Source organism: Thiobacillus denitrificans (assembly GCF_001530125.1).
Lineage (GTDB): Bacteria > Pseudomonadota > Gammaproteobacteria > Burkholderiales > Thiobacillaceae > Thiobacillus > Thiobacillus denitrificans_C.
Genome location: NZ_LDUG01000018.1, coordinates 35472 through 60403 on the forward strand (window position 1 = coordinate 35472; position 24932 = coordinate 60403).

The 24932-nt window shown below is 62.2% G+C and carries 21 protein-coding genes; 10 read left to right on the forward strand and 11 right to left on the reverse strand.

The features are described 5' to 3' along the window. Window positions 1-13 precede the first annotated feature (13 nt). From ABW22_RS05485 to ABW22_RS05495, 3 genes are all read right to left on the reverse strand, one after another. Complete coding sequence (locus ABW22_RS05485; RefSeq protein ID WP_059752917.1) at window positions 14-1408, reverse strand: TIGR03013 family XrtA/PEP-CTERM system glycosyltransferase; 1395 nt, start codon at window positions 1406-1408, stop codon at window positions 14-16. A gap of 83 nt (window positions 1409-1491) precedes the next feature. Further along, window positions 1492-2067: a hypothetical protein gene (locus ABW22_RS05490; protein ID WP_059752920.1), complete on the reverse strand. Its 576-nt coding sequence runs from the start codon at window positions 2065-2067 to the stop codon at window positions 1492-1494. Continuing rightward, window positions 2064-4448, reverse strand: a complete 2385-nt coding sequence (locus tag ABW22_RS05495) for a penicillin-binding protein 1A (protein WP_059752923.1) — start codon at window positions 4446-4448, stop codon at window positions 2064-2066. The genes ABW22_RS05490 and ABW22_RS05495 overlap by 4 nt, the downstream gene beginning before the upstream one ends. A gap of 189 nt (window positions 4449-4637) precedes the next feature. Here ABW22_RS05495 and ABW22_RS05500 point away from each other — a divergent pair, with 189 nt between their 5' ends. The 10 genes from ABW22_RS05500 (at window position 4638) to ABW22_RS05545 (ending at window position 16842) form a co-directional block, all read left to right on the forward strand. Beyond that, on the forward strand, window positions 4638-5726 hold the full coding sequence (locus ABW22_RS05500; protein WP_059752925.1) for a pilus assembly protein PilM: 1089 nt from the start codon (window positions 4638-4640) through the stop codon (window positions 5724-5726). Further along, window positions 5723-6301, forward strand: coding sequence for a PilN domain-containing protein (locus tag ABW22_RS05505; RefSeq protein ID WP_059752928.1), 579 nt, complete (start codon window positions 5723-5725; stop codon window positions 6299-6301). The genes ABW22_RS05500 and ABW22_RS05505 overlap by 4 nt, the downstream gene beginning before the upstream one ends. Beyond that, window positions 6298-6918: a type 4a pilus biogenesis protein PilO gene (locus tag ABW22_RS05510; RefSeq protein WP_059752931.1), complete on the forward strand. Its 621-nt coding sequence runs from the start codon at window positions 6298-6300 to the stop codon at window positions 6916-6918. The genes ABW22_RS05505 and ABW22_RS05510 overlap by 4 nt, the downstream gene beginning before the upstream one ends. Then, complete coding sequence (locus ABW22_RS05515) at window positions 6915-7412, forward strand: pilus assembly protein PilP (protein WP_059752934.1); 498 nt, start codon at window positions 6915-6917, stop codon at window positions 7410-7412. The genes ABW22_RS05510 and ABW22_RS05515 overlap by 4 nt, the downstream gene beginning before the upstream one ends. Before the next feature lie 186 nt (window positions 7413-7598). Continuing rightward, the gene (locus ABW22_RS05520; RefSeq protein WP_059752937.1) at window positions 7599-9725 is read left to right on the forward strand and encodes a type IV pilus secretin family protein; all 2127 of its coding nucleotides are present in this window, start codon (window positions 7599-7601) and stop codon (window positions 9723-9725) included. 114 nt (window positions 9726-9839) lie between these two features. Continuing rightward, window positions 9840-10391, forward strand: coding sequence for a shikimate kinase (locus tag ABW22_RS05525; protein WP_059752941.1), 552 nt, complete (start codon window positions 9840-9842; stop codon window positions 10389-10391). A 298-nt stretch (window positions 10392-10689) separates the two neighbouring features. Continuing rightward, window positions 10690-11937, forward strand: coding sequence for a right-handed parallel beta-helix repeat-containing protein (locus ABW22_RS05530; RefSeq protein WP_059752944.1), 1248 nt, complete (start codon window positions 10690-10692; stop codon window positions 11935-11937). Continuing rightward, on the forward strand, window positions 11934-14234 hold the full coding sequence (locus tag ABW22_RS05535) for a VanZ family protein (RefSeq protein ID WP_059752947.1): 2301 nt from the start codon (window positions 11934-11936) through the stop codon (window positions 14232-14234). Before ABW22_RS05530 ends, ABW22_RS05535 begins: the two co-directional genes overlap by 4 nt. Further along, window positions 14221-15177 carry a hypothetical protein gene (locus ABW22_RS05540; RefSeq protein WP_059752950.1) on the forward strand — a complete coding sequence of 319 codons (957 nt, stop codon included), beginning with the start codon at window positions 14221-14223 and terminating at the stop codon, window positions 15175-15177. The genes ABW22_RS05535 and ABW22_RS05540 overlap by 14 nt, the downstream gene beginning before the upstream one ends. Window positions 15178-15198: 21 nt before the next feature. Then, complete coding sequence (locus tag ABW22_RS05545) at window positions 15199-16842, forward strand: bifunctional sulfate adenylyltransferase/adenylylsulfate kinase (protein WP_059752953.1); 1644 nt, start codon at window positions 15199-15201, stop codon at window positions 16840-16842. Window positions 16843-16848: 6 nt separating this feature from the next. On the opposite strand, the gene ABW22_RS05550 is transcribed toward ABW22_RS05545, so the two are convergent. The 8 genes from ABW22_RS05550 to ubiE all read right to left on the reverse strand — a co-directional run bounded on the left by ABW22_RS05550 (window position 16849) and on the right by ubiE (window position 24918). Beyond that, window positions 16849-17235, reverse strand: a complete 387-nt coding sequence (locus ABW22_RS05550; RefSeq protein ID WP_059752956.1) for a type II toxin-antitoxin system VapC family toxin — start codon at window positions 17233-17235, stop codon at window positions 16849-16851. Window positions 17236-17249: 14 nt separating this feature from the next. Further along, the gene (locus ABW22_RS16695; RefSeq protein ID WP_082708599.1) at window positions 17250-17540 is read right to left on the reverse strand and encodes a type II toxin-antitoxin system Phd/YefM family antitoxin; all 291 of its coding nucleotides are present in this window, start codon (window positions 17538-17540) and stop codon (window positions 17250-17252) included. Between the two features lie 494 nt (window positions 17541-18034). Further along, window positions 18035-19156, reverse strand: coding sequence for a Fic family protein (locus ABW22_RS05560; protein WP_059752961.1), 1122 nt, complete (start codon window positions 19154-19156; stop codon window positions 18035-18037). A 208-nt stretch (window positions 19157-19364) separates the two neighbouring features. Further along, entirely contained in the window at window positions 19365-20210 is an 846-nt protein-coding gene (locus ABW22_RS05565; RefSeq protein WP_082708601.1) for a PEP-CTERM sorting domain-containing protein, read from the reverse strand. 271 nt (window positions 20211-20481) lie between these two features. Further along, window positions 20482-21900 (reverse strand): sodium:solute symporter family protein, encoded by a 1419-nt coding sequence (locus ABW22_RS05570; RefSeq protein ID WP_059752968.1) that lies wholly within the window; start codon window positions 21898-21900, stop codon window positions 20482-20484. A gap of 9 nt (window positions 21901-21909) precedes the next feature. Further along, window positions 21910-23436 (reverse strand): ubiquinone biosynthesis regulatory protein kinase UbiB, encoded by a 1527-nt coding sequence (gene ubiB, locus ABW22_RS05575; RefSeq protein WP_059752971.1) that lies wholly within the window; start codon window positions 23434-23436, stop codon window positions 21910-21912. 157 nt (window positions 23437-23593) lie between these two features. Beyond that, window positions 23594-24187: a ubiquinone biosynthesis accessory factor UbiJ gene (locus tag ABW22_RS05580; RefSeq protein WP_237763239.1), complete on the reverse strand. Its 594-nt coding sequence runs from the start codon at window positions 24185-24187 to the stop codon at window positions 23594-23596. Beyond that, a complete protein-coding gene (gene ubiE, locus ABW22_RS05585; protein ID WP_059752974.1) occupies window positions 24184-24918 on the reverse strand; it encodes a bifunctional demethylmenaquinone methyltransferase/2-methoxy-6-polyprenyl-1,4-benzoquinol methylase UbiE in 735 nt (244 codons plus the stop codon). The genes ABW22_RS05580 and ubiE overlap by 4 nt, the downstream gene beginning before the upstream one ends. Between the last annotated feature and the right edge of the window lie 14 nt (window positions 24919-24932).

Genomic DNA, 24932 nt, shown 5'->3' on the forward strand with positions numbered 1-24932 from the left:
CAGACGCGCGCGGTCAGCGCACGCCCTTTCCCCACAGCACCACCTGGGCGGTCTGGAACAGGATCATGAGGTCGAGAAACAGGCTGTGGTTCTTGACGTAATAGAGGTCGTATTGCAGCTTGTGCATGGCGTCTTCGTCGGTCGCGCCGTAGGCATAACGCACCTGTGCCCAGCCGGTGATGCCGGGTTTGACGGTGTGACGCACGCCGTAATAGGGGACCTTCTGGGTCAGGTCCTGCACGAAATAGGGGCGTTCGGGGCGTGGGCCGACGAAGCTCATGTCGCCGAAGAACACGTTGAAGATCTGCGGCAGCTCGTCGATGCGGGTGCGTCGGATGAAGCGTCCGGTGAGCGTGACGCGGCTGTCGTTCTGTCCGGCCCAGCGTGGTTTGCCGTCTTTTTCGGCGTCGACGCACATGCTGCGGAACTTGAGGATGGTGAAGCTGCGCCCCCCCTGGCCGACGCGTTCCTGGCGGTACAGCACGGGGCCGGGGCTTTCCAGCTTGATCAGCAATGCGGTCAGCACCATGATGGGCAGGGAGACCGCCAGCATGGCCGCACTGACCACCAGGTCGAACAGCCGCTTGATGGTGTCGCGCAGCATGCCCTGGTGAAATCCCTCGGCCAGGATCATCCAGCTGGCGTTCATCGAGTCCAGCTGCAGGTGGCCGTTTTCACGCTCGAAAAAGCTGGATAGCTCGAGGATGCGGATCCCGCGCAGCTTGCACCTGAGCAGATCCGGCACCGGCAGGCCACCGCCGCGGCGGTCGCGCACGGCGAGGATGATTTCACTGATTTGCAGGCGCGCCGCCAGCTCGGGCAAGCTCTCCTGGGTGTCGAGAATACGGTCATGGTCGACGAAATGATGACTGCCGCCCATCGGCAGGTAGCCGAGCACCTGCACATTGCCGGCCTGGCCGCGCTTGGCCAGCAGCGCCTCGATGTGGGCGGCGCGGCTGCCGGTGCCGATCACCAGGGCACGGGTCTTGAACGCGCCCGCCCGCGCCCAGCGGATGAACAGCGCGCGGCTGAGCAGGATGCCCAGCAGCGCCAGGCCGAACGACAGCAGAAAGGCGCCGCGCCCGAACAGCAGGGGGGGAAAGAAATAGAACAGCAGACTCATCGTCACCAGGCCGAGCATGAAACTCAGGCCGAGACGCTGCAGCAGCGCACGAACCCCGCCCTGCCATTCCAGATCATAGAGGCCGCTGGCCGTCATCAATCCCAGCATGACGACGGTGAAGGTCAGGGCCTTGGGCAGCAGGGGCTGCAGGTCATCCGGAATCACATTGGCGTCAAGGAAGCGCGCGCTGACCCCCGCGTAGATGGCGCCGCCGAGGATGAATGCTTCGACCAGCACCAGCAGCAGCAAATTCAGGGGCACGTAGTGGCGGAAAAATCGGATCACGGCCGTTTACTCATCAAGAACACTGTCCAGGCCAATCAGCATCTTCCATGCCAGCGCGGGTTGTCGGGTTGTAATGGGGGCGGTCAAGTCAGGGCCCGCGCCTGCGGCAGGCGCACGCGCCGCGGGCTGCCGTCGGCCTGCAGGCGTTTCATGCCGCGCAGCTCGGCGGCCGGGTAGACGATGATTTCGACCGAAGCGCGCGGATCGTCGATGACAAAGCGGGGGTATATCCGTCCGGGCGCGTCCGCTGCGCGATGTTCGGCGGCCTGGTAAGGCGTGGCCAGGCGCATCAAGAGGAATTCGACTTCCTTCTGCTGGTCGGTAAACAGTTGCAGGCTGATGCCGGCGTGGCGTCCGGCGGTGCCGTTGAGCACCGAGCCGGTCAGGTGGGGGTCGAAGTCGGCCAGCTGCTCCATGTATTCAATGGCGACCTGCCGTAGCAAGGCCAGCTGCGCACGCGATTCATCCGCCTGGTAGAGCGCCTGATAGCTGCGCAGGGCCTCCTCGATCTGCTGGTTGTCGGGCAGGCTGCCGCTGTCGGGCGCACCCAGCTGGCGCGCGGCCTTGCGCTTGGCGCTGCCGTAATCGAGGCTGCCGTCTTCGGCCAGTATGCGTGCCGCCGCGTGCGCAATGCGGCGGCGCATGTCCTGATTTTTCATGGTGGGGTTTCGGCCTCAGCGCGTCCGAACGGCTCAGCCGGTTCGGTGAAGTCGCCCGAGTCGCCGCCCCAGACGTCTGCAGGCGCAGCGGGCGGGGGAAACTCCTGGTAGAAATGCTCCACCATGCTGGGGGTCTCGACCCCCAGTGCCGTGCCCAGCAAGGTGTCCCACACCGTGTCGGACAGTCGGGTGCCGGTGGCCGGGTTGATCTTGACGCTGATGATGCCGCCGGGCATTGCCCAGCTTTTTTGCGGCACGCCCTTGAGCGAGGTGCCCATGAAGTTCATCCAGATGGGCAGCGCGGATTGCGAGCCCGTCTCGCGCCGCCCCAGCGAGCGCGGCTGGTCGTAGCCCATCCAGGTGATCGCCACCAGGTCGGGGGTGTAGCCGGCGAACCAGGTGTCGAGCGCGTCGTTGGTGGTGCCGGTCTTGCCGGCAAGATCGCTGCGCCCCAACTGGCCGGCGCGCGCGGCGGTGCCGGAGCGCGTCACGTCCTGCATCATGCTGGTCATCAGCCAGGCATTGCGCGGGTCGATCACGCGCGGCGCGTTGCCGCCGACTCGTTGCGGGCTGGCCTGCATCAACAGGCGTCCGTCCTTGTCGAACACCTTGTCGATCAGATAGGGATTGACGCTGAAGCCGCCATTGGCGAACACACTGTAGGCGGTCGCCATCTGCAGCGGGGTGACGCTGCCCGCGCCCAGCGCCATGGTGAGATAAGGCGGGTGGCGCGCCGGGTCGAAGCCGAAGCGGCGGATATAGTCGCGCGCGTAATTCGGGCCGATGCCCTGCAAAATGCGCACCGAAACCAGGTTGAGCGACTTGGTCAGCGCCGTGCGCATGCGTACCGGACCACTGGTGCTGCCGTCGTAGTTTTTGGGTTCCCAGACGGTGCTGCCGGTTTCTTCGGCACTCAGTGACAGCGGCGCGTCGTCGATGAGGGTGGCCGGGGTATAGCCTTTTTCCAGCGCAGCGGAATAGATGAACGGCTTGAAGCTCGATCCCGGCTGCCGCCAGGCTTGCGTCACGCGGTTGAACTTGTTGCGGTTGAAGTCAAATCCGCCGACCAGTGCGGTGATGGCGCCGTCCTTCGGGTTCAGGGCAACCAGTGCCGCCTCCACCTCGGGCAGCTGCGCCAGCCGCCATTGCGGCTTGCTGCCGACTGCCTGTACCCGCACCACCGCGCCGGGGGCGAGCTGCCGCCCCTTTTTGCCGGCGGCCCAGTTCGCCACCCACTTGAGCGAATTGCCCGAAATGTCGACCACCGTGTCGTCCTGCAATTGTGCGCGGATCAGTTTGGCGTTGGCGCTTAACACCACCGCAGGCCGCATGTCGCTCACCGGCGCGAGGTCTTCCAGTGCGCTGGCAATGGCCGCTTCGCGTTGCGCCTTGTCGGCAGGCAGGCTGATCTGCTTTTCCGGCCCGCGATAGCCGTGGCGCAGGTCGTAATCGGCAATGCCCTCCCACACGGCCCGGTTGGCGGCGGTCTGCTGGTTGCGCTGCAGCGTGGTGACGACCTTGTAGCCTGAGCTGTAGATGGATTCGCCGTATTTCTCGAACAGGGTCTGACGCACCATTTCGGCGGCATAGTCGGCGCGGACGTCGGCCTGCGGGCGCGTCTGGCGGATCACCAGCTTCTGTTTGACGGCGGCTTGCCAGGTTGGCTGGCCGATGAACTTGAGGGTGCGCATGCGTCCCAGCACGTATTCCTGGCGTGCCTTGGCGCGCGGGAAGTTGACCACCGGGTTGTAGCGCGACGGTGCCTTGGGCAGCCCTGCCAGCATGGCGAACTCGGCCAGCGACAGTTCATGCATCGGCTTGCCGAAATAGGTGCGCGCGGCGGCTTCGAAGCCATAGGCGCGCTGGCCGAGATAGATCTGGTTGATGTACAGCTCGAGGATTTTGTCCTTCGATAGATTGTGCTCGATCTTCATCGCCAGCATGGCTTCGGACAATTTGCGGGTGAAGGTCTTTTCGTTCGAGAGGAAGAAATTGCGCGCCACCTGCATGGTGATGGTCGACGCGCCTTCCTTGGCGCCGCCGGCGAGCAGGTTCGAGCCAGCGGCGCGCAATACGCCGAGGGTATCGACGCCGCCGTGGGCATAGAAACGCTCGTCCTCGGCGGCGATGATCGCCTGCTTCATGTAGTTCGGCACCTTGTCGATGGCAATGAAGGCGCGGCGTTCCTCGCCGAATTCGCCGATCAGCGCGCCGTCGGCGGTGAAGATGCGCAGCGGAAGCTTGGGCTTATAGTCGGTCAGCGCTTCAAGCGGCGGCAGGTTGGGGTAAATCAGTGCAGCTGCCAGCCCGGCCAGCGCCGTGCCGACGACGCCGAGGCTGACGATCAGTGCCAGTGCGTAATGCCACCATTTCGAAAACATCCGGTTCCTTTAATTTAGTGCCTAAAGTTTTCGCCGATTATAGGCGTTAGTGGTGTTGGAAATTGGACACATGTGTTCAACCCCTGCAGTGCGGCGAGAAAAAAACTGTTAAAAACCGTGTGTTGTTGCTAGCATCTAAAAAAAATAACAAGAAAAGGTGCCAACTCACAGAAGCGTAAAGGAAAACTCTTGCACCTTAATATCAATCTGGACTGGCTGTCTGCCAAGGGGCTACCCATCCTGGGGCTCGACATCAGCACGACCGCGGTCAAGCTGGTGGAGTTGTCCGATGCGGGCAAGGGCATGCTGCGGGTGGAACACTATGTCATCGAGCCTTTGCCCAAGGATGCGGTGACGGACGGCAACATCACCAACCTCGATCAGGTGGCCGACACCTTGCGTACCGCCTGGAAAAATCTCGGCACGCGGGTCAAAAACGTTGCGCTCGCGCTGCCGTCGTCGGCGGTCATCACCAAAAAGATTCTGGTGCCGGCCAGCCTGAGCGGTCTCGACCTGGAAAATCAGGTGGAAGCCGAGGCCAATCAGGCCATCCCCTTCTCGCTCGATGAGGTGAATCTGGACTTTCAGGTGCTCGGCGAGTCGCCCGGCAGTCCGGACGATGTGCAAGTCCTGCTCGCCGCCGCGCACAAGGAAAAAGTCGAAGACCGCGTGGCCGTAGTCGAGGCAGCCGGCCTCAAGGCGCTGATCATGGATGTCGAGTCCTTCGCCACGCAAACCGCGTATGAGCAGATTGCCCACCTGCTGCCCAACAGCGGCGCCGGGCAGACGGTGGCGATCATCGACGTGGGGGCGCAGAACATGCATATCAACATCCTTCACGACAACGAGCCGGTTTACCTGCGCGAACACGGTTTTGGCGGCAACCAGCTCAACAACGAAATTTCGCGCCGCTACGGCATGACCAACGAAGAGGCCGACAGTGCCAAGCGCCGCGGCACCCTGCCTGAAAGCTACGACATGGAAGTGTTGCAGCCCTACAGTGAAACGCTGGCGATGGAAATTGGCCGCGCGCTGCAGTTGTTTACCACGTCCACCCAGTATCGCAAGGTCGATCAGATCCTGCTGGCCGGTGGCGGTGCCATGATCCCCGGCATCGATGAAGTGGTCGGCCAGCGCACCGGCACCCCGACCATGGTCGTCAATCCGTTTGCCAACATGGCAGTCGGCTCCAAAATCCGGCCGCAGGCATTGACCGCCGACGCGCCTTCCCTCTTTGTCGCTTGTGGCCTCGCCATGCGGAGGTTTGACCCCCAATGATCCGCATTAACCTGCTCCCCCATCGCGAACTGGCGCGTGCCGCACGGCGCCGCCAGTTCAATGTCCTGCTCGGCATTGCCGTGGCGGCGGGCGTGATCGCCGTCGTCCTCGGGCATGGCGTGATCGCTGCGAACCAGTCGGCACAGGATGCGCGCAATGCTTTCCTCACACAGGAAATCACCAGGCTCGACGGCCAGATCGGCGAAATCAAGAAAATCCGCGAACAGACGCAGGCGCTGCTGGAACGCAAACAGGTCGTCGAGACCCTGCAATCCAATCGCACCGAAGTCGTTCACCTGTTTGACCAGATGATCCGTCTGCTGCCCGACGGGCTGTATCTCAAGTCCTTCAAGCAGGCGGGCGACATCATCACCATCAGCGGCTATACCCAGTCGAGCGCGCGCGTCTCCACCCTGATGCGCAATCTGAATGACTCACCCTGGTTCGAGTCGGCCGATCTGGTCGAAATCAAGTCGGCCACCGTGAACAATCTGCGCGCCAACGAATTTGTGCTGTCGGTCAAACAGGCCCGCCAGCAGATGGATGACGCAAATAACAAGGGGGGCAAAGCATGACCCTGGACGACCTCAATAAACTCGACCTGAAAACGCTGGCCGACTGGCCGTTGCCGACCAAACTGGCGGCGCTGGGGCTATTGTTCGTGGCACTCGTGGTCGCGGGCTGGTGGTTCGACTGGCGTGGCGGGATGGAAACGCTGGATGCCGCCAAGCAGAAGGAAACCGAACTGCGCAGCGTGTTCACCACCAAGAAAAACCAGGCCATCAATCTGGAGGCCTATACCAGGCAGCTGGCCGACATCGAGCAGGCCTTCGGCGCGCTGTTGAAGCAATTGCCCAACAAGCAGGAAATGGACGCGCTGATCACCGACGTCAACCAGGCGGGCCTGGGACGCGGTCTGCAGTTTGACCTGTTCAAGCCCGACGCCGAAACGGCCTCCGAGTTTTATGCCGAAACGCCGATTCGCGTCAAAGTCACCGGTGGCTACCATGACATTGCAGCCTTCGTCAGCGATGTCTCCAAGCTGTCGCGTATCGTGACGTTACAGAATATCGCCCTGGAACCGGCCAAGGATGGCGTGCTGAATATGGACGCCATCGTCAAAACCTACCGTTACCTGGATGATGAAGAAGTCATCGCCCGAAAACAGCAAGCCAAGGAGCAGAAGAAATGAAGCGCCTGGCTACCTTACTCATTGTGTTGGGCCTGACCGGCTGCGGCGGCGGCAGCATGGACGACCTGCAAACCTTTGTTGCCGAGACCGGCCGCGACATGCAGGGAAAAATCGAGCCATTGCCGCAGGTCAAGGTGTATGAGCCGTTTACCTACAACGCCTTTGATCTGCCCGACCCCTTCAAGCCGAGAAAGCTCTCGACCGGCGGCGGCGGCGGAATGCAGCCTGACCTCAATCGCCCGAAAGAGCCGCTTGAGGCCTACTCGCTGGAAACCCTGAAAATGGTGGGCATGCTGTCCAGACAAGGCGTGATTCACGCGGTGATCAAGACACCGGACAACACGATTTACCACGTCAGGAAAGGCAATTACGTCGGGCAGAACTTTGGCATCATCACGCAGATCCGCGATGGCGAAGTGAGCTTGCGTGAAATTGTCCAGGATAGCGCCGGAGATTGGTCCGATCGCATCAGCGCCCTGCTTTTGCAAGAATGACCTTTAGCACTGATTTTAAAAGAGGCTGACATGAACGCATTGCCCAAAACCATTGGACGTAGCATTGCCCAGAAAATGCCCCACAAGGGGACTCCGACTTTCTCCCCGCAAGGGGGAGGCCGATGGGTACCCAACGGCTGCGCCGTTACCCATTCGCTCTACGAGCTGAAGCTCGTGAAAGATCGTATGACCCGTCATCTGTTCGGGATTGCCCTGCTCGCCGGTTTGGCGCTGCCGTTTGCGGCGCGCGCTGCCGATGCGCCCCCCACCGGCAACGCGGTGCAAAGCGTCGAGACCACGACCCTGCCTGGTGGCAAGGTCGTGGTGCGCGTCAACCTGAAGAATGCGCTGACTGCCACACCGGCCGGCTTCACCGTCGGCAACCCGCCGCGCATCGCCCTGGACCTGCCCGACACCGGCAATGCCATGGGGCGCAACACCGTGGAGGCCAATCTCGGCCCGCTGTCCAGCGTGAATGTGGTGCAGGCAGGCACGCGCACGCGCCTGGTGCTGAACCTGAACAAATCGGTCGAGTACGAAGCCCGGATCGATGGCAAATCGCTGCTCGTCGCACTGGGTGATGTCGGCGTCGGGGCCGCGCCGGTGAATGTCAGCCCGCGTTTTGCCGAAGCGTCACCCGATGGGGCGCGCCACAGCATTCGCGACATCGATTTCCGGCGCGGCGAGGCGGGCGAGGCACGCATCGTGACCACCCTGTCCGACGCCCAGGCGGGCATCAACATTCGCCAGCAGGCCGGCGGCGTAGTCGTCGATTTCATCGGCACCGAACTGCCCAAGGCCTTGCAGCGCCGTCTCGACGTGGCCGATTTTGGCACCCCGGTGCAGATCGTCGAAACCTATACCCTGGGCGACAACACCCGCATGGTGATCCAGCCCAAGGGCGGCTGGGAGTATTCGGCCTACCAGACCGACAACAGCTTCATCGTTGAAGTGAAACAGAGCGACGATGCGCAGAAGAAAACCGCTGACGGCAAGGTGAAATACGTCGGTGAAAAACTCTCGCTCAACTTCCAGAACGTCGAAGTGCGCTCGGTGCTGCAGGTCATCGCCGACTTCACCGGCCTCAACATCATCGCCAGCGACTCTGTGACCGGCAACCTGACCCTGCGCCTGAAGGATGTGCCGTGGGACCAGGCGCTCGATCTCATCATGCAGACCAAGGGCCTCGACAAGCGCCAGAACGGCAATGTGATCTGGATCGCGCCCAAGGATGAGTTGATGGCCAAGGAGAGGCTCGAGTATGAAGCCCGGTCGGCAGTGGCGGATCTGGAGCCCCTGACCACCGAGTACATCCAGCTCAACTACATGCGGGCGGATGAAGCGCAAACCATGCTGTACGGCTTTGCCTCCGGCGCCTTCCTCGCTTCCGCCGGCAACAATGCGGTGAACTGTTCGGCGCAGGCGCAGGGCCTGGGCGGCGCAGCGGCTGCGCAGGCCTCGCAGCAGGGCAAGGGGGAAAATGACCAGAAAGTCCTCACCAAGCGCGGCCGCGCAACCTATGAACTGAAAACCAACACGCTGATCATCACCGATACGGCGCGCAAGATTCAGGAAGTTCGCGAACTGCTCGCACGGCTGGATGTCCCCGCGCGTCAGGTCATGATCGAGGCACGGGTCGTGGTGGCAATCGATGGCTGGAGCCGCGATCTGGGCGCACGTCTGAGTTTTTCGGCTGCAAACAGTAGTGGCAGCCGGAGTATCAGTGGGGGTGGACAGGCGCTTCCCAATGTTCTTCCCAACCTGATCCTGAACCTGCTGGATCCTGCCAACGGGAGCTTGTTGAACCTGGAATTGCGTGCGCTGGAGGCGGATAACAAAGGCAAGGTGATTTCCAATCCGCGCGTGATGACCACCAACCAGAAGCCTGCGGTGATTCTCAACGGCACGCAGATCCCGTACATCACCCCCGGAACGGCCAACACCCCTGCGACGGTGACGTTCAAGGACGCCTTCCTTTGCCTGCTGGTCGATCCGCAGATACTCAACAACGACTCGGTCATCCTGACCGTCGAGGTGCAGAAAGATGCAGTGCGCTTCATCTCGGGCATCTCCGATCCGGCAATCGACACCAAGCGGATCAAGACCCAGGTACGGGTGAACAACGGTGAAACGCTGGTGCTGGGCGGCATCTTTGAGGGCGACGAAAGCTCGACCGTGAACAAGGTGCCGCTGCTGGGCGATATTCCTGGGCTGGGCCATTTGTTCAAGACCACCACCAAGGAAAACAGCAAGACCGAGCTGATCATCTTCCTCACGCCGCGCATCCTCGACGATCGCCTGTCGCTGCGCTGATCGCGTTGACCCATTCAGGCGCGGGCTTGTCCCGCGCTTTTTTTCGTCCTGATTTTCGCGTTCTGCGCCTCCGCGAGCCGTCGTCATTCGGCAGCCGTCAATTAGAATGGCGCCATGAGCAAGCGAGACAATCTTTACCTCGTCGGACTGATGGGCGCCGGCAAGACCACGGTGGGCCGGCTGCTGGCCAAACATTACGGTTGCACCTTCTACGATTCGGACCACGAGATCGTGGCGCGCACCGGCGTCAAGATTCCGGTAATCTTCGAGATCGAGGGCGAAGCGGGATTCCGCAAGCGCGAGGAGGCGGTGATCGCCGAGCTGACCGCCCTGTCCGGCATCGTGCTGGCCACCGGCGGCGGCGCGGTCCTGTCGCCGACCAACCGCGAAAATCTGAAGAAAAACGGGGTGGTGATTTATTTGCGCGGCACGCCCGAGCATCTGTACGAACGCACCCGGCACGACCGCAACCGTCCGCTGCTGCAAACTGACAACCCGCTGGCCAGGCTGCGCGAGTTGTACCAGCAGCGCGACCCGCTGTACCGTGAAGTGGCCGACATCGTGGTGGATACCGGGCGCCAGGGCGTGGGGGGAATGGCCCGTGTGCTCTGCGGCAAGGTGGATTTGTTGAGGAGCGGGCTGCCGCTACCCGATACGGCGGATTAGGGCGTGTTAAACACTAATTTCACGCCCGCGACGAGGCCGATTCGGGATGCAGCCCGCGAAGCGGGCCGCGCCGCAGTGTCATTCACTGCAAGCGGCTCGCGACAAAGGGATGCGCCCGGCTGGATTAAACCTTGGCCGTCCCGTCCCTTCGGGTTGCTGCGAGAAAGCGCGCTGCTTTTATTTAATACGGCGGCGTTGCGTCGTTTGGCAAGGGATAGCCCTTGCCAAGCGACGCGCCTTGCATCCATCGCTTTCTCGCAGCAACGCGGACGCGAAATTAGTGTTTAACACGCCCCAAATGCGGCAAGCCGTCTGCGCAGGTCTGCTCTGCCTGCTGACGGGCGTGGCCGCCGCAGCGGACTATCGCGCGGGCACGGAAGATTACCGCGATTATTTACGCCGCCTGCAGCCCGGCGACCGCCTGCTGCTCGAGCCCGGCGATTACCGCCAGGGCTTGCCGCTGAGCAATTTGTCCGGGCATGCCGGCCAGCCGATCGTTATCGAAGCCGCCGACTCCGCTGCGCCGCCGCGCTTTATCGCGCGGCCGCGCGCCAATACGGTCAGTTTGGTCAATGTGCGTCATCTGGTGTTGCGCCATCTGCAGCTCGATGGCGGCAACCTGCCGGTGGATGCGGTCAAGGCCGAGGGCCACAGCCGCTATGCCGATTTCATCACGCTGGAACATCTCTTCATCCACGACCATGCGGCGTCACAACAGAATGTGGGCATTTCGACCAAGTGCCCGGCATTCGGCTGGGTGGTCAGAAACAACCGCATCGAGCGGGTGGGAACCGGCATGTATTTTGGCGATGCGGATGGCAGCGATCCCTTTGTCGGCGGCGTCATCGAGGGCAACCGGATTACGCACACGCTGGGTTACAACCTGCAGATCAAGCATCAAAAATTCCGCTCAAGTGAATATGCGGATCGCTACGACACGGTGATCCGCTACAACGTGTTTTCCAAGCAGGACGCATTGCCCGGTCCGCAGGCGCGCCCCAACGTCTTGCTGGGGCATGTTCCGCTGACGGGCGTGGGCAGCGAAGACCGCTATCTGGTCTATGGCAACCTCTTCCTGCACAATCCCAGCGAAGCGCTGTTGCAGGTGGAGGGACGGGTGGCGGTGTACGACAATGTGTTCATCAACGGCAGCGGCGATGCGATTCGCATCCAGCCGCACAACGACGTACCGCGCGATATGGACATTTTTTCCAATACCGTGCTGGCGTCGGGCACGGGCATCCAGGTGCGCCAGGCCGAGGGTGCGGCGTATCGCCAGCGCGTGGTCGCCAATGTGGTGGCCGCCGTCACACCCTTGCGCGGCGGCGAGGCCGCGCACAACCTCACTCTGGACTATCAACCCGATTGGCTGGATGTCGCCGTGGCGGAACTGACGCCGCGCCTGCTTGCGAGCCAGCCGTCGCGCCGCCTGCCGGATGGGCTGGTGCGCGAGTTGGCGGCCTATCCCGGCTGGCAGGGGGCGTCGCGACCAGGCGCGAACGTCGCCCCGGCCTTGCTGCGCACGCTGGACGCCGCCCAGCCATGAGCCGGAACGCGGGAACGACCGGCAATCCCCGCAACCTGTTGTGGCTGGCCGCGCTGGTGTACACCGCGTTTGTCATTTACGGCAGCCTGGTGCCGCTGGAATTCCGTGCGCTGCCGTGGGATGAAGCGGTGGCCCGCTTCGGCGCGATACCGTTTCTTCAACTCGGCATCGGTTCGCGCGCCGACTGGGTGGCCAATCTGCTGCTGTTCATTCCGCTGACCTTCCTGTGGATGGGCGCGCTGTCGGCAGGTGCCGGCCGCCTGCGAACGGCGCTTGTGACGCTGGCGCTGATTCCGGCGGCCATTGCCTTGAGCGTCGGCATCGAATTCACCCAGCTGTTTTTCCCGCAGCGCACGGTGTCGCAGAATGACATTTATGCTGAAACCCTGGGCGGCGTCATCGGCGTGCTGGCCTGGTGGGGAACGAGCAGCCGTTTCGTCGACTGGCTGCAGTCCTGGCAACAGGTCCATGCTCGTGCCGCGCTGGCCGAGCGCCTGGCCTGGGTGTATCTGGCAGGGGTGCTGGTTTACAACGTCCTGCCACTCGACCTGACCATCAGCCTGGTCGAGATTTTCCATCAATGGCGGGACGGCAAGATCAACCTGATTCCGTTTGGCCGCTTGCCGGATGATGCCGCCTACGCGCTGTATGAAATCGCCACCGATGCCCTGATCTGGACGCCGCTTGCGCTGCTGTGGCGGCTCGACGGCATGCGCAGCGCGTGGCGCGTGTGGGGCATGACGTTCGGTACCGCGGCCCTGCTGGAATTCATGCAGTTGTTCGTGTATTCGCGGGTCAGCGATGTCACCGACCTGTTCACGGCCGCCGCCGGCGCGGCGCTGGGCGTCTGGGTGGGCGGCCGCCTGGCCGCGCGTGAGGCACCCGCCAGCCAGGTGCCGGCGTGGTCGGCGTGGTTGCCGTTCGCGCTGGCAACAGGGTGGATGGCCGCGCTGCTGTTCGTGTTCTGGTTCCCCTTCGATTTCCGTACCGATGGCGCCTTCATCAAAAGCCGGCTCGATTTCGTGCAGCGGGTGCCGTTCGAGGTGTATTACTTCGGCACCGAATATCGCGCCATCACCGAGGTGCTGCGCAAGACACTGTTCTTCGCGCCGCTCGGCGGCCTGCTGGCGTGGGGCATGGCACGCCAGCCGTGGCGCTGGCGCGGCCCGTTGTTTGCGCTGGCCATGCTGGTGCTGGCGGGACTGCCCGCAGTGATCGAGGGAGGGCAGTTGATGCTGCCGCACAAGATCGTCGATCTCACCGACTGGCTGCTGGCCTGGCTGGGTGGTCTGGTGGGCTATGCCGTGGCGTGGCGCTTGCTGCGGGCGCCGCGCCACGCTGTGTCCGCGCGGCCGGCCGCCAAGGCGGAACCCGCCGCACCAGTCGCCGCGTCTGGCGCGCGCTGGCATCTGCCGCTGATGGTGGGCGGCATGACGCTGCTGTTCTGGGGCGCGGCGCATGCGCCCTTCGTGCCTTACAACGTACGCGAGTTGCTGCGACAGGACAGCGCCTGGCTGTCGTCATTGTTGCTCGCACTGGCGTGCTACTGGCTGGCCGTATGGCCGGTATGGCTGGCGCGACGGCGCGTGTCCGGCCTGGCTCGGCTGGGGCAACTGCCGCTCGGTTTGCTGGTGTATGGCGGGGCCGCCTTCCTGCTGCTGGTTGCCGCCGTGCCGGATGAAAGCCTCCACGACCTGGTCGGCAGCCCGGTGCTGCACTGGCCGGGACAGTGGGAGACCGGGCTGCGCTGGGTGGCGCTGACTACGGTCCCCGGTGCCTTGCTGTATCTGGCCGTGCAGACCGTTCGCCGCTGGCGTGGGCGGCGTCTGGGTGCGCTGCATTTCTGGGCAGCGGGTCTAGTACTGCTACTGGCGTATTGGGGCGTGGTTGCTCAGGCTGCCACCGACAACCTCACCGAACTCATCGCCGTACCGCAGCCGCTGGCTTTTGCGGCGCTATGCGTCTGGCTCTACACCCTGTTCCTCGCCGCGGCAGTGCTCGCTTCGCCAGCGGCGCATCGCACTGCGCGGCTGGTTACTGTGGCGGCCTCGCTGCCGCTGGCGGTCTTGTTTCTGCACCTCGGGCTGGCCGGCGAGATCGACAAATACGGCCAGCAATTTTCAGCCATGCAGTTCTTGCTGAGCGCCGATCGCCAGCATTACGCCACGCAACCTGTCGTCTGGCTGCGCTACAGTGCGCTGCATGTGCTTGTCATCACGACGCTTGCATTCTTACAATGGCCACACTTCCGATCCGCTCGGCAACTTCACGCCCAACCCACTCATGCATTTCATTGACGTTTTCAACGGCGACGCCGATGGCATCTGCGCGCTGCATCAGTTGCGTCTGGACGAGCCAGCCGATTCCGAACTGGTCACCGGACCCAAGCGCGATATCAGCCTGCTGAAACGGGTCAAGGCGCAGGCGGGCGATCGCATCACCGTGCTCGATATTGCACTGTCGAAAAACCGTGAGGCACTGGACAGGCTGCTGGCAACAGGCGCTCAGGTGCGCTACTTCGATCATCACCAGCCGGGCGACATTCCGGCGCATCCGCACTTCGAGCCGCATATCGACACCGATGCCAATGTCTGCACCAGTCTGCTGGTAAATCACTATTTGCAAGGCAGGCAGTTGGCATGGGCGGTGACCGCCGCGTTTGGCGACAATCTCGCCGATGCCGCGCGGCAGGCTGCCGGGCCGCTCAATCTGTCTGCCGACCAGTTGGCGCAATTGCAGTCGCTGGGCGAATGCCTCAACTACAACGGCTACGGTGAAACGCTCGACGACTTGTTCTTTGACCCTGCCGATTTGTATCGCCAGCTGCGCCCGTTTGCCGACCCCTTCGCCTTCATCGCCGAATCGCCCGCCTATCAAATTCTGAAAACCGGCTATCAGGACGACATGGCGCGCGCCGTTGCCTTGGACGCAACGGAAACGCGCGACACCGGGCGCATTTTCATGCTGCCTGCCGAGAAATGGGCGCGGCGGATTTCCGGCGTGTTCGGCAATCAACTGGCAGTCGAGTCGCCTGCGCAGGCGCATGCCGTGCTCACCGCCAAAGCGGGCGGCGGCTATCTCGTCAGCGTGCGCGCGCCGCTGATTGCCCGGTCGGGAGCGGACGATTTGTGCAGCCAGTTCGACAGCGGCGGTGGGCGCCGTGGCGCCGCCGGCATCAATTATTTGCCCGACGCCGAGCTTGGCCGGTTTATTGCGCTGTTTTTCAAAACTTTTGGCTAACGCGGTTTTACCTGAGCTGACATGAATCATCTGATCGCACCTTACGGCGGCACCCTCGTCAATCTGATCGACCCCACAAAGGGTGAAGCACTCAAACAGGAAGCCCTGAGCCTGCCTTCGCTCGACCTTGGCTGGCGGCAGCAGTGCGAGCTTGAAATGTTGATGACCGGCACCTATTCGCCGCTCACCGGCTTCATGACGCGCGCCCAGTGCGCGCGCATCGAGTCGGACCGGCAACTCGATGACGGCACCTTCTGGCCGTTGCCTGTCGCCCTGAGTAGCCGACAAAAAATCGCCGGTGACCTGAAGCCGGATGATCGGGTGGCGCTGCGCGACGGTGAAGGTTTCATGCTCGCGGTGCTGACCGTCAGCGACGTGTGGGATGACAGCGGCACCGAGCCCAATAAAATCTGGCATCTAGGCGGCGCGGTCGAGGGCGTGGCCCTGCCGTCGCATCCGGATTTTGTCAGCCTGCGTGCCACCCCGGCCGAACTGCGCGCGCTGTTTGCCCGCCGCGGCTGGCGCCGCGTGGTCGCCTGGCAGGCACACCACCCGATGCACCGCGCGCAGTTCGAGTTTTGCCTGAAAAGTGCGATCGAAAACGAAGCCAACCTGTTGCTGCATCCTCAGGTGGGCGGGGACATCACCGATGCGCCCGGTTATTTTGGTCTGGTGCGCAGCTTTCTTGCCATCCGCGAACGCTTTCCCGCCGCCACCACCCAACTGTCGCTGCTGCCGGCGCCGCCGCGCGAAGCCAGCGCCCGTGCATTGCTGCTGCGCGCCATCGTCGCACGCAATTACGGTTGCAGCCTGCTGATTGCCGGCGGCGAACACCAGGCCGACGGCAACTGTCGGCGCGGCGAAGATCTCAGCCAGCCCCACGCTGATCTGCCCGTGGCTGAGTTGGCCGATAAAATCGGCGTGCAGCTCATTGCCTACCCTCGCATGGTGTATGTGGAGGATCGCGCCGAACATCTGCCGGAATTCGACGCGCCCTCCGGCGCACGTCTGCTCACCCTCAGCGGCGCGGAATTCCAGCGCCGCATGCGGGCTGGACTGAAAATCCCCGACTGGTATAGCTTCCCTGAAGTGCTGAGTGAACTGCACCGGCAGAGCCCACCGCGCGAACGGCAGGGCTTCACCGTGTTCTTCACCGGCCTGTCAGGCTCGGGCAAGTCCACCCTGGCGCGCGCGCTGACCGCACGGCTGATGGAAATGGGTGGGCGCTCCGTGACCCTGCTCGACGGCGACATCGTGCGCCGCAACCTTTCGTCCGAACTGGGGTTCTCCAAAGCGCACCGCGACATCAACGTGCGGCGCATCGGTTTCGTCGCGTCCGAAATCACGAAAAACCGCGGCATCGCCATCTGTGCGCCGATTGGGCCGTATCGGCAGACGCGCCGTGACGTGCGCGCCATGATCGAAGCCGTCGGCGGCTTCGTCGAAATCCACGTCGCCACCCCCATCGAAACCTGCGAGTCGCGCGACCGCAAAGGGCTCTACGCCAAGGCGCGCGCGGGGCTGATTCCGGAATTCACCGGCGTCTCCGATCCCTACGAAGTGCCGGAAAAACCGGAACTGGCGATCGACACCACCAGCCTCGGCATTGACGAAGCGGTGCAGCAAATCCTGCTCAAGCTGGAGCACGAGGGGTATCTGCGCTGAGCCTGATCAGACGAGCCTCACCCCGTCCCAATAGCCGACAAATGCGGCATCGTTGGTCAACAAGACCAGCGGCTCGATCATGCTTTGCGCCACCAGCATGCGGTCAAACGGGTCTTTATGAATGGCGGGAAGTTTCAGCACCTGCTCGGCGTGGCTTCCCAATACCGGCAGCTCTGCGATATCCATCTCCACCATGGCGGCGCGTAAAGCCGGAATATCCACCACGAAGTCCTGGCGTCTGAGCCCGGCTTTGATGGCGATCTCCCAAAGGCTTGCCGTGCTGCAAAAAAGCGCATTGTCAGGGTCTTCCAGCAGCCCACGAGCATCCTGAGGCAAGCGGCTGCTTTGCGCTACCGCCCACAGCAGCACATGCGTATCCAGCAGTATCCGCATTAATCGGGTTGGGCTTAGCGTTTGCTCCCTCTCCCTCTGGGAGAGGGTTGGGGTGAGGGCAGCGGTGCCCTGCCTTCAAAGGCGGCTTGAATTTCATCAGGCAAGGGTGCGTTGAAGTCGTCCGGTACGCTGAACTGTCCATCAAGCAAGCCCAGCGGACGCTTGCGGGTTTTAGGTTCGATACGGATCAGGCGGGCAACCGGTTTGCCGGCGCGCGCGATGACAATATCCTCGCCTCGCTCGGCCTCATCCACCAAACGGGATAAATGGGTTTTGGCTTCGTAGATATTGATGATGTGTTTCATGCGCGACCCTCCTGCGTAATTTCGAAGTTGGTCTTGTTGGTCTAGGGAAACACTGATTAATTCGATATAGCCGTCATTGCGAGCGAAGCGCGGCAATCCAGCGCATTGATCAAGCAGGCATTTCTGGATTGCCGCGTCGCTTCGCTCCTCGCAAAGACGGATTAATCAGCGTCTCCCTAGACGTGTTCGACAAGCAACGTAGAGGAAAATCCACAACAAAAAAACGGCGGCTGGATACCGCCGTTTTGACTCGTTACGCAGACATTTATCATGTCCCCATTATTGAGACGGCCAGATTATGTTTGAACCCACGAAGGACTATTCACGCTATCTTGCCTCGTCCAGCCTGTAGAGCCGTCTCAATAAAGCGCTGTTTTTAATGGTTATTGATTCGGCACACCTCGCTCCGGCATCGGGACGTGGCACATCGATCCAAGCCACTCATTCAAACTTCATCGTGCCGAATCAATAACGTGACGTGGCAGCCTGAACATTCAGTCCAGGGGCTTCAGTTCGTAACGGGTGCTTCGGCCACCCGCATCGGATTTCATCAGTACACCGCTGGCGATCAGACCCGTGATGTCACGCAGTGCTGTATCCGGTGAGCACTTGGCGATGGCTGCCCACTTGCTGCTGGTCAGCTTGCCGTCAAAGCCGTCAAGCAGCCGGTCGATCAGCTTGACCTGCCTCTCATTCAAAGGCGTTCCCATCCAGCGCTGCCAGAACCGGGCCTTGGTCAGTACGGCAGACAGCGTGACTTCTGCGCCCTGCAAGGCGCGCAACAGACAGCCCAGAAACCATTCCAGCCAATCGGTGACATTGAGTGTGCCTTTTTGCGTGTGCTCGAGCATGTCGTAATAGGCTTTGCGTTCGCGCTGTATTTGCGCAGACAGGCTGTAGAACCGTTGCGTCGATTGTTCAGCGCGCGCCAGAGCCATGTCACCCACCGCACGCGCGATACGACCATTGCCATCGTCAAACGGGTGGATGGTCACAAACCACAGATGGGCCAAGCCCGCCTTCACCACCGGATCAGGTTCATTGTGCACATTGAACCAGAGCAAAAAATCCGCCATCTCGGCTTCCAGCAGATGCGCGGGCGGCGCTTCGTAATGCACCTTTTGCCGACCAACGGGGCCGGAAACGACTTGCATCTGCCCCGAGGCATCATCGCGCCAGCCACCGGCCCGGATCGCGGCCAGACCGCTGTAGCCGGTTGGAAACAGCGCCGCATGCCAGCCGAACAAACGCTTAGCGGTCAACGGTTGATCAAAGTGGCCGGTAGCATCCAGCACCATATCAACCACGCCGTCCACCTGCCGGTCAGCCGGAGCCAGGGCGCCGACATCGACGCCCAGACGGCGTGCGATGGAAGAACGGACCGTGTCCGGACTCAGTCGCTCGCCTTCTATCTCGCTGGTTTTGAGCACATCCTCGGTCAACACCTGCAAAGTGGCCTGGTCGCGCAGACCGGTCCCCAAGTCACGCATTCGACCCAGCAAGTGGCCTTGAGCGTGGTGCACCTGAGCCAGCAGACCGGCCAGACGTTGCGTGTCATAGCGCCAGAGGGGCCAGTCGGATTGTTGCCAAAGGTAGGTATTATTTCCGCTAATCATGCGGAGATTATGGGATACAAGCTCCGCAACGTCAAATTATTCACCGTATTATGTGCGGCGATCAAACTGATCAATCTCCGCAGGCTACCCGGTTGCTGAATTCAGGCCGGTCTAAGATACCTTTTCATATGGAAATGGTGTCTGACCCTATTTTCCCGCTATTTTCCCGCGACCGCAGCCGCCGTTCTGCCGCCAAGAATCAGACGGTTTAAACAGCCTGCTTGCGGCGGCGGGTTGCACCCAGGCCGGCCAGACCGATGCCGAGCAGTGCCAGCGAAGCAGGTTCCGGGACGACGTGGCCCCCCGACCCGCCAGTGCCCCCCGACCCAATATCGACGCCTTGGTCAAAGCCGCCGCTTCCGAACCCAATACCCACGCAGCCGATGGAGATATTGTCTTGATTCAACGTCACTTGTTTCTCGGACGATAAGAGTCTGCCGCAACCAATTGTTAGAGAGCCGTCACTGCTGACGATGTCCGGCGCGAGGACATTTCCTGCGAACGTAGGGCCGTTGAGGGTCGCGGCGCTGCCGACACTCCAGTACAGCCCGACATTTTCACCGCCACCTACATTAACCACAGTAACCGTCGAGGTGGTCGAGGTGATAAGCGTGCTCGGAAATAGAAAAACCCACACCGCGTCATTGCTGCCTCCACCGTCGAGTATGAGTGCCCCGGACAAATTACTGGCTGCGGCGGGAACCGTATAGATGCCTGGAAAGATTGTGCCTGTAAGGTCTGGACCAATGGTAAGGCCGGGCCCCATCCCGTTAATAGCGAGGATCGCAGCGTCGAGATCAAGCTGGGCTTGTTGCGCCAGTGTGGTATTGGCTTGTATCGAACCGGATGTGAAAACGTATCCTCCGCCTACTGAAGGGTTGGGTGCAGAACCCAGATTTCCGCCAATAGTGCTGAAGGGCACATTGGTCACCCCGGTGGCCCCTAGAACCGCAAAGCTCGCTAAATCTGAACCCAATATGGGCGCGGCCAATACCGGGGAGGCACCGTAAGCCACTGCTAGCAACAACGGTACTGCTAATTTCGTAGCGTTCATTATATTCACCAGACAAATGGGACAAATGGGGTCAGACACGATTTATTTCCTTTATATTCAATCGGCTGAGTCTTGTAAGACTTACAAGCACACGCCATGCCAAGACAGAAGTCCTGCCGTGAATATCCATTTATTACAATTAGTTAAGAAATTTCTGGCGGCGGGTGGCCGGCGGAAATGAAAAGATTTCAGCCCGGAATGTAAAAATTTTCGACACTCGGCGCGCTTTGATCTCTACACACTTGCGCGACCGCACCCGGCGCTGAGGTTGTCAGCGCCGGGTGGTCAGTGACCCCGCCACCATTCCCATCGCACTCGCGATCAAACCCGCAAACTGCGGCGGCAGCGCGGCTTCGGGTGAGATGAACTCCATCGCAATCCACGCGGCCAGTCCCAGCACAATGGACAATCCCGCCCCCAGATTATTGGCACGCCTCCAGTACAACCCCGTCACCAGCGGAACGAAGGCGCACGCCAGCGTGACCTTGTAGGCGTTTTCCACCATCTGGTGGATGCTGGTTTCGCTTTGCAGCGACCACAGGGAATAAAACACCACCAGCACGGTGAAGACGACGACCACGCTGCGGGTGATCCACAGCAGTTTCTTCTGGCTCATGCGGTGATGCGGCATGAATTCCTTGATGATGTTTTCCGAAATGGTGACGGAGGGCGCCAGCAGGGTGCCGGAGGCGGTGGACATGATGACCGAGAGCAGGGCGCCGTAGAAAATGATCTGCGCATAGAGCGGCAGATGGGTTTTGACGAAGGTGGGCAGCACCCGTTGGGCATCGTCGGCCAACAGTGCCGTGGTCATGGCCGGGTCGACCAGGGTGGCGGCATAGGTGAGGTAAATGGGCACGGCGGCAAACACGAAATACAGCGAGCCGCCGATCAGCGTGCCCCACACGGCGATGCGTTCGTTTTTGCTGGCGTTGGCGCGCTGGAACACGTCCTGCTGGGGAATCGAGCCCAGGCCCAGGGTGAGAAAGCCGGCGATGAAGGTGACCAGCGCCGCCCATTCCATTGGTGGCCAGAATTCGAACTTGCCTGCCGCAGCGGCGTGCTCGATTACCGGGGCGACGCCGTTCACCTCGGGCATGTCGCTCACCAGTTTGGCAATCCATAGCAGGCCGATGATGATAACGGTCATCTGAACCAGGGTGGTCAGTGCCACCGACCACATACCGCCGAACAGGGTATAGAGCAGTACAACCGCTGCACCGATGTAAATGCCCTGTACCTGGGTGATGATGCCATCGGACAGCACATTGAACACCAGCCCCAGCGCCACCACCTGTGCCGACACCCAGCCCAGGTAGGACAGTGCGATTGCCGACGAGATCACGATCTCGACCGGGCGGTTGTAGCGCCGGCGAAAGAAGTCGCCCAGGGTGAGCAGCTTCATTCGGTACAGCGGGCGGGCGAAGAACAGGCCGAAAAGGATCAGCGCGAGCGAGGCGCCGAAGGGATCGGAAATCGTGCCGCCGAGATTTTCGTCGAGGAAGGTGGCGGGGATGCCGAGCACGGTTTCGGCACCGAACCAGGTGGCGAACACCATCGCCACTACTACGATCATCGGCAGCGAGCGGCCGGCGGTGATGTAGTCAGACGCATTGTGGACCTTGGTGGCGGCGTACAGGCCAATGCCGATGGATAACACCAGGTACAGCACGACGAAACCGATCAGCATGGCGAGTCCTTATCGCAGGTTGAAATAAAGGGTGGCGGCCGCCAGTACGGCGAGCAGGCCGGCGATGATGCCGAGCCAGCGGTTGCGGGCGTGCTGCTGGCGCAGCATGAGGGTGAGGCCGGTTTCCAGCTGGGCCAGCCGGTTTTCGTTCAAGGCCTGGTGCGCCAGGCGCGGCAGCTGCGGCAGCAGCGCCGCCCATTTGGGCGCTTCGGTCTGCAGGTTCTTTACCAGCGCGCGCCAGCCGAGCTGTTCGTTCATCCAGCGTTCCAGAAACGGCTTGGCGGTTTTCCACAGGTCGAGTTCGGGGTCGAGCTGGCGGCCGAGGCCTTCGATGTTGAGCAGGGTTTTTTGCAGCAGCACCAGCTGCGGCTGGATTTCCACGTTGAAGCGGCGCGAGGCCTGGAACAGCTGCAGCAACACGCGGCCGAAGGAAATGTCTTTCAGCGGGCGGTCGAACACCGGCTCGCACACCGCGCGTACTGCGGCCTCGAGTTCGTCCATGCGGGTGTCGGCCGGCACCCAGCCGGATTCCAGGTGTGCCAGCGCCACCCCCTTGTAGTCACGGCGGAAGAAGGCGAGGAAGTTGCGCGCAAGGTACTGCTTGTCGACCTCGGTGAGCGTGCCCATGATGCCGAAGTCGAGCGCGATGTACTGCTCGGAGCCGGGGCGCACCAGGATGTTGCCGGGATGCATGTCGGCGTGGAAGAAGCCGTCGCGGAACACCTGGGTGAAAAAGATCTCGACGCCGGTGGCGGCGAGTTGCGGCAGGTCGACGCCGGATTCGCGCAGACGCTTGATCTGGCTCACCGGGATGCCGTCCATGCGGTCCATCACCATCACGTCGTGGCCGCAATAATCCCAGTACACCCCGGGCACCAGGAGTAGCGGCGAATCCTTGAAATTGCGCCGCAACTGCGAGCAGTTGGCGGCTTCGCGCATCAGGTCGAGTTCGTCTTCCAGGTGCTTCTCGAACTCGGCGATCACTTCGCGTGGGCGCAGCCGAGGGCCGTCAGCAAACAGTTTCTCGACCAGAGTCGCGGCCGCATAGAGCAGCGATACGTCGTGCGCGATCACCGGCGCGATGCCGGGGCGCAGCACCTTCACCGCGACGGCGGTGCCGTCGTGCAAGCGGGCGAAATGCACTTGCGCCACCGAGGCGGAAGCGATCGGCGTGGCATCGAATTCGGCGAACGCTTCGGCCAGCGGTTTCTTGTACAGCCTCTCCAGCGTGGCGACGGCCTGGTTGGAGGGGAACGGCGGCACCCGGTCCTGCAGTTGGGCGAGTTCGTCGGCGATGTCGAGCGGCACCAGATCGCGCCGGGTCGACAGCATCTGCCCGAACTTGACGAAGATCGGCCCCAGCGCCTCCAGCGCACGGCGCAGGCGTACTCCGCGCGGCTCGGAGAGCGTCCGCCAGAACAGCGTGGTGCGCACCAGCCAGCGCAGCGGGTGCACCCGCTCGTGGCCGAGGAAGAATTCCTCCAGCCCGAAGCGCAGGCCGACGATCAGAATGCGGGCGAGGCGCAGCAGTTTCATTCTAAATTCCTCACCACAGAGGCACAGAGGCACAGAGAAAGACAATCCATCAATGACCCGTCAGCCGGTTGGCGCTCGTCCGGCGGGTGATCCGCCCTGGCAGTGCAAGGCTTTGTTTTTCCTCTGTGCCTCTGTGGTGCAACTGGTTTTTTCAGTTTCATGCGTGGCCTGCTTCCAGCAAGCGCAGGCGGGCATCCAGCCGTGCGGCATCGTCGGCAAGCTGATCCACGCCATGATTGAAGCGCGCGACATCAACGCCGCGCGCCATCAGTTCGGCTTCCTCGACCATGTATTCGCTGGCGTTGTGGCCGAGCGCGGAGAAGGTGTGGGCGAGGTCGGCGAGGGCGTCGCGCCCGAATGCATGCAGGCGATGCGCGGCGATGTCGCCAACGAGCGGCGCGAGGTCGGCTTCGACGTCCCAGTTCAACTGTTTGAACACGCGGTCGAGCGTGGCGAGCAGCGCGGGATCGCCGCTGTATTCGGCAAAACGCCACGCCTCGCGGCCGAAAAACGGCAAGCGGGCGACGAGCGCGGGGGTGGGGCGGATGACGGCGTCTGGCGTGCCGACCGCCGCCTCGGAAAAGCAGCCGTCGTCAGCGATGCGGCAGTCGTATTGGGCGAGTGTGAGATCGAAGCGCACGCTGCGCCCGGCGTGACGGCGCAGCGCCTCGGTCGCGCCGGGCGACTGCAGCAGCAGGTGATTGAGGCTGCGCTCGAAAAGGGCCGCCGTGATTAAACCAAGCGAGATCAAACCTTGAAACCCTTGTGCAGGGCCACCACGCCGGCCGTCAGGTTGTGATAGCTGACCTTGGCAAAGCCGGTCGCCTCCATCATGGTCTTCAGCGCTTCCTGCCCCGGGTGCATGCGGATCGACTCGGCCAGGTACTGGTAGCTGGCGGCATCCTGGGCGACGAGCTTGCCCATCAGCGGCAGCAGCTTGAAGGAATATAGGTCGTAGGCCGGTTCCAGCGGCTTCCACACCTTGGAAAACTCCAGCACCAAGAGCCGCCCGCCGGGTTTCAGCACGCGGTGCATCTCGGCCAGCGCCTGGTCCTTGTGCGTCATGTTCCTGAGGCCGAAGGCCACCGACACGCAATCGAAATAATTGTCGGGAAACGGCAGCCGCTCACCGTCGCACTGCACGGTGGGCGGCGCTTTTCCCTCGTTCAGCATGCGGTCGCGGCCTTCGCGCAGCATGGAGAAGTTGATGTCGGTGAGCAGCACGGTGCCGGTTGCGCCGACTTCTTTCAGGAACAGGCGCGTCAGATCGGCGGTGCCGCCCGCCACGTCAAGTACCTTCATGCCCGGCCGCAGACCCGCCTGCGCCACCGCAAAGCGCTTCCACAACCGGTGCAGGCCGGCCGACATGAGGTCGTTCATGAGGTCGTACTGCGCGGCGACGGAATGGAAGACCTCGGCCACCTTGGCAGCTTTGTCGGATTCGGCGACCTGCTGGTAGCCGAAATGGGTGGTTTTATCCATGGCAGACGGGGCGG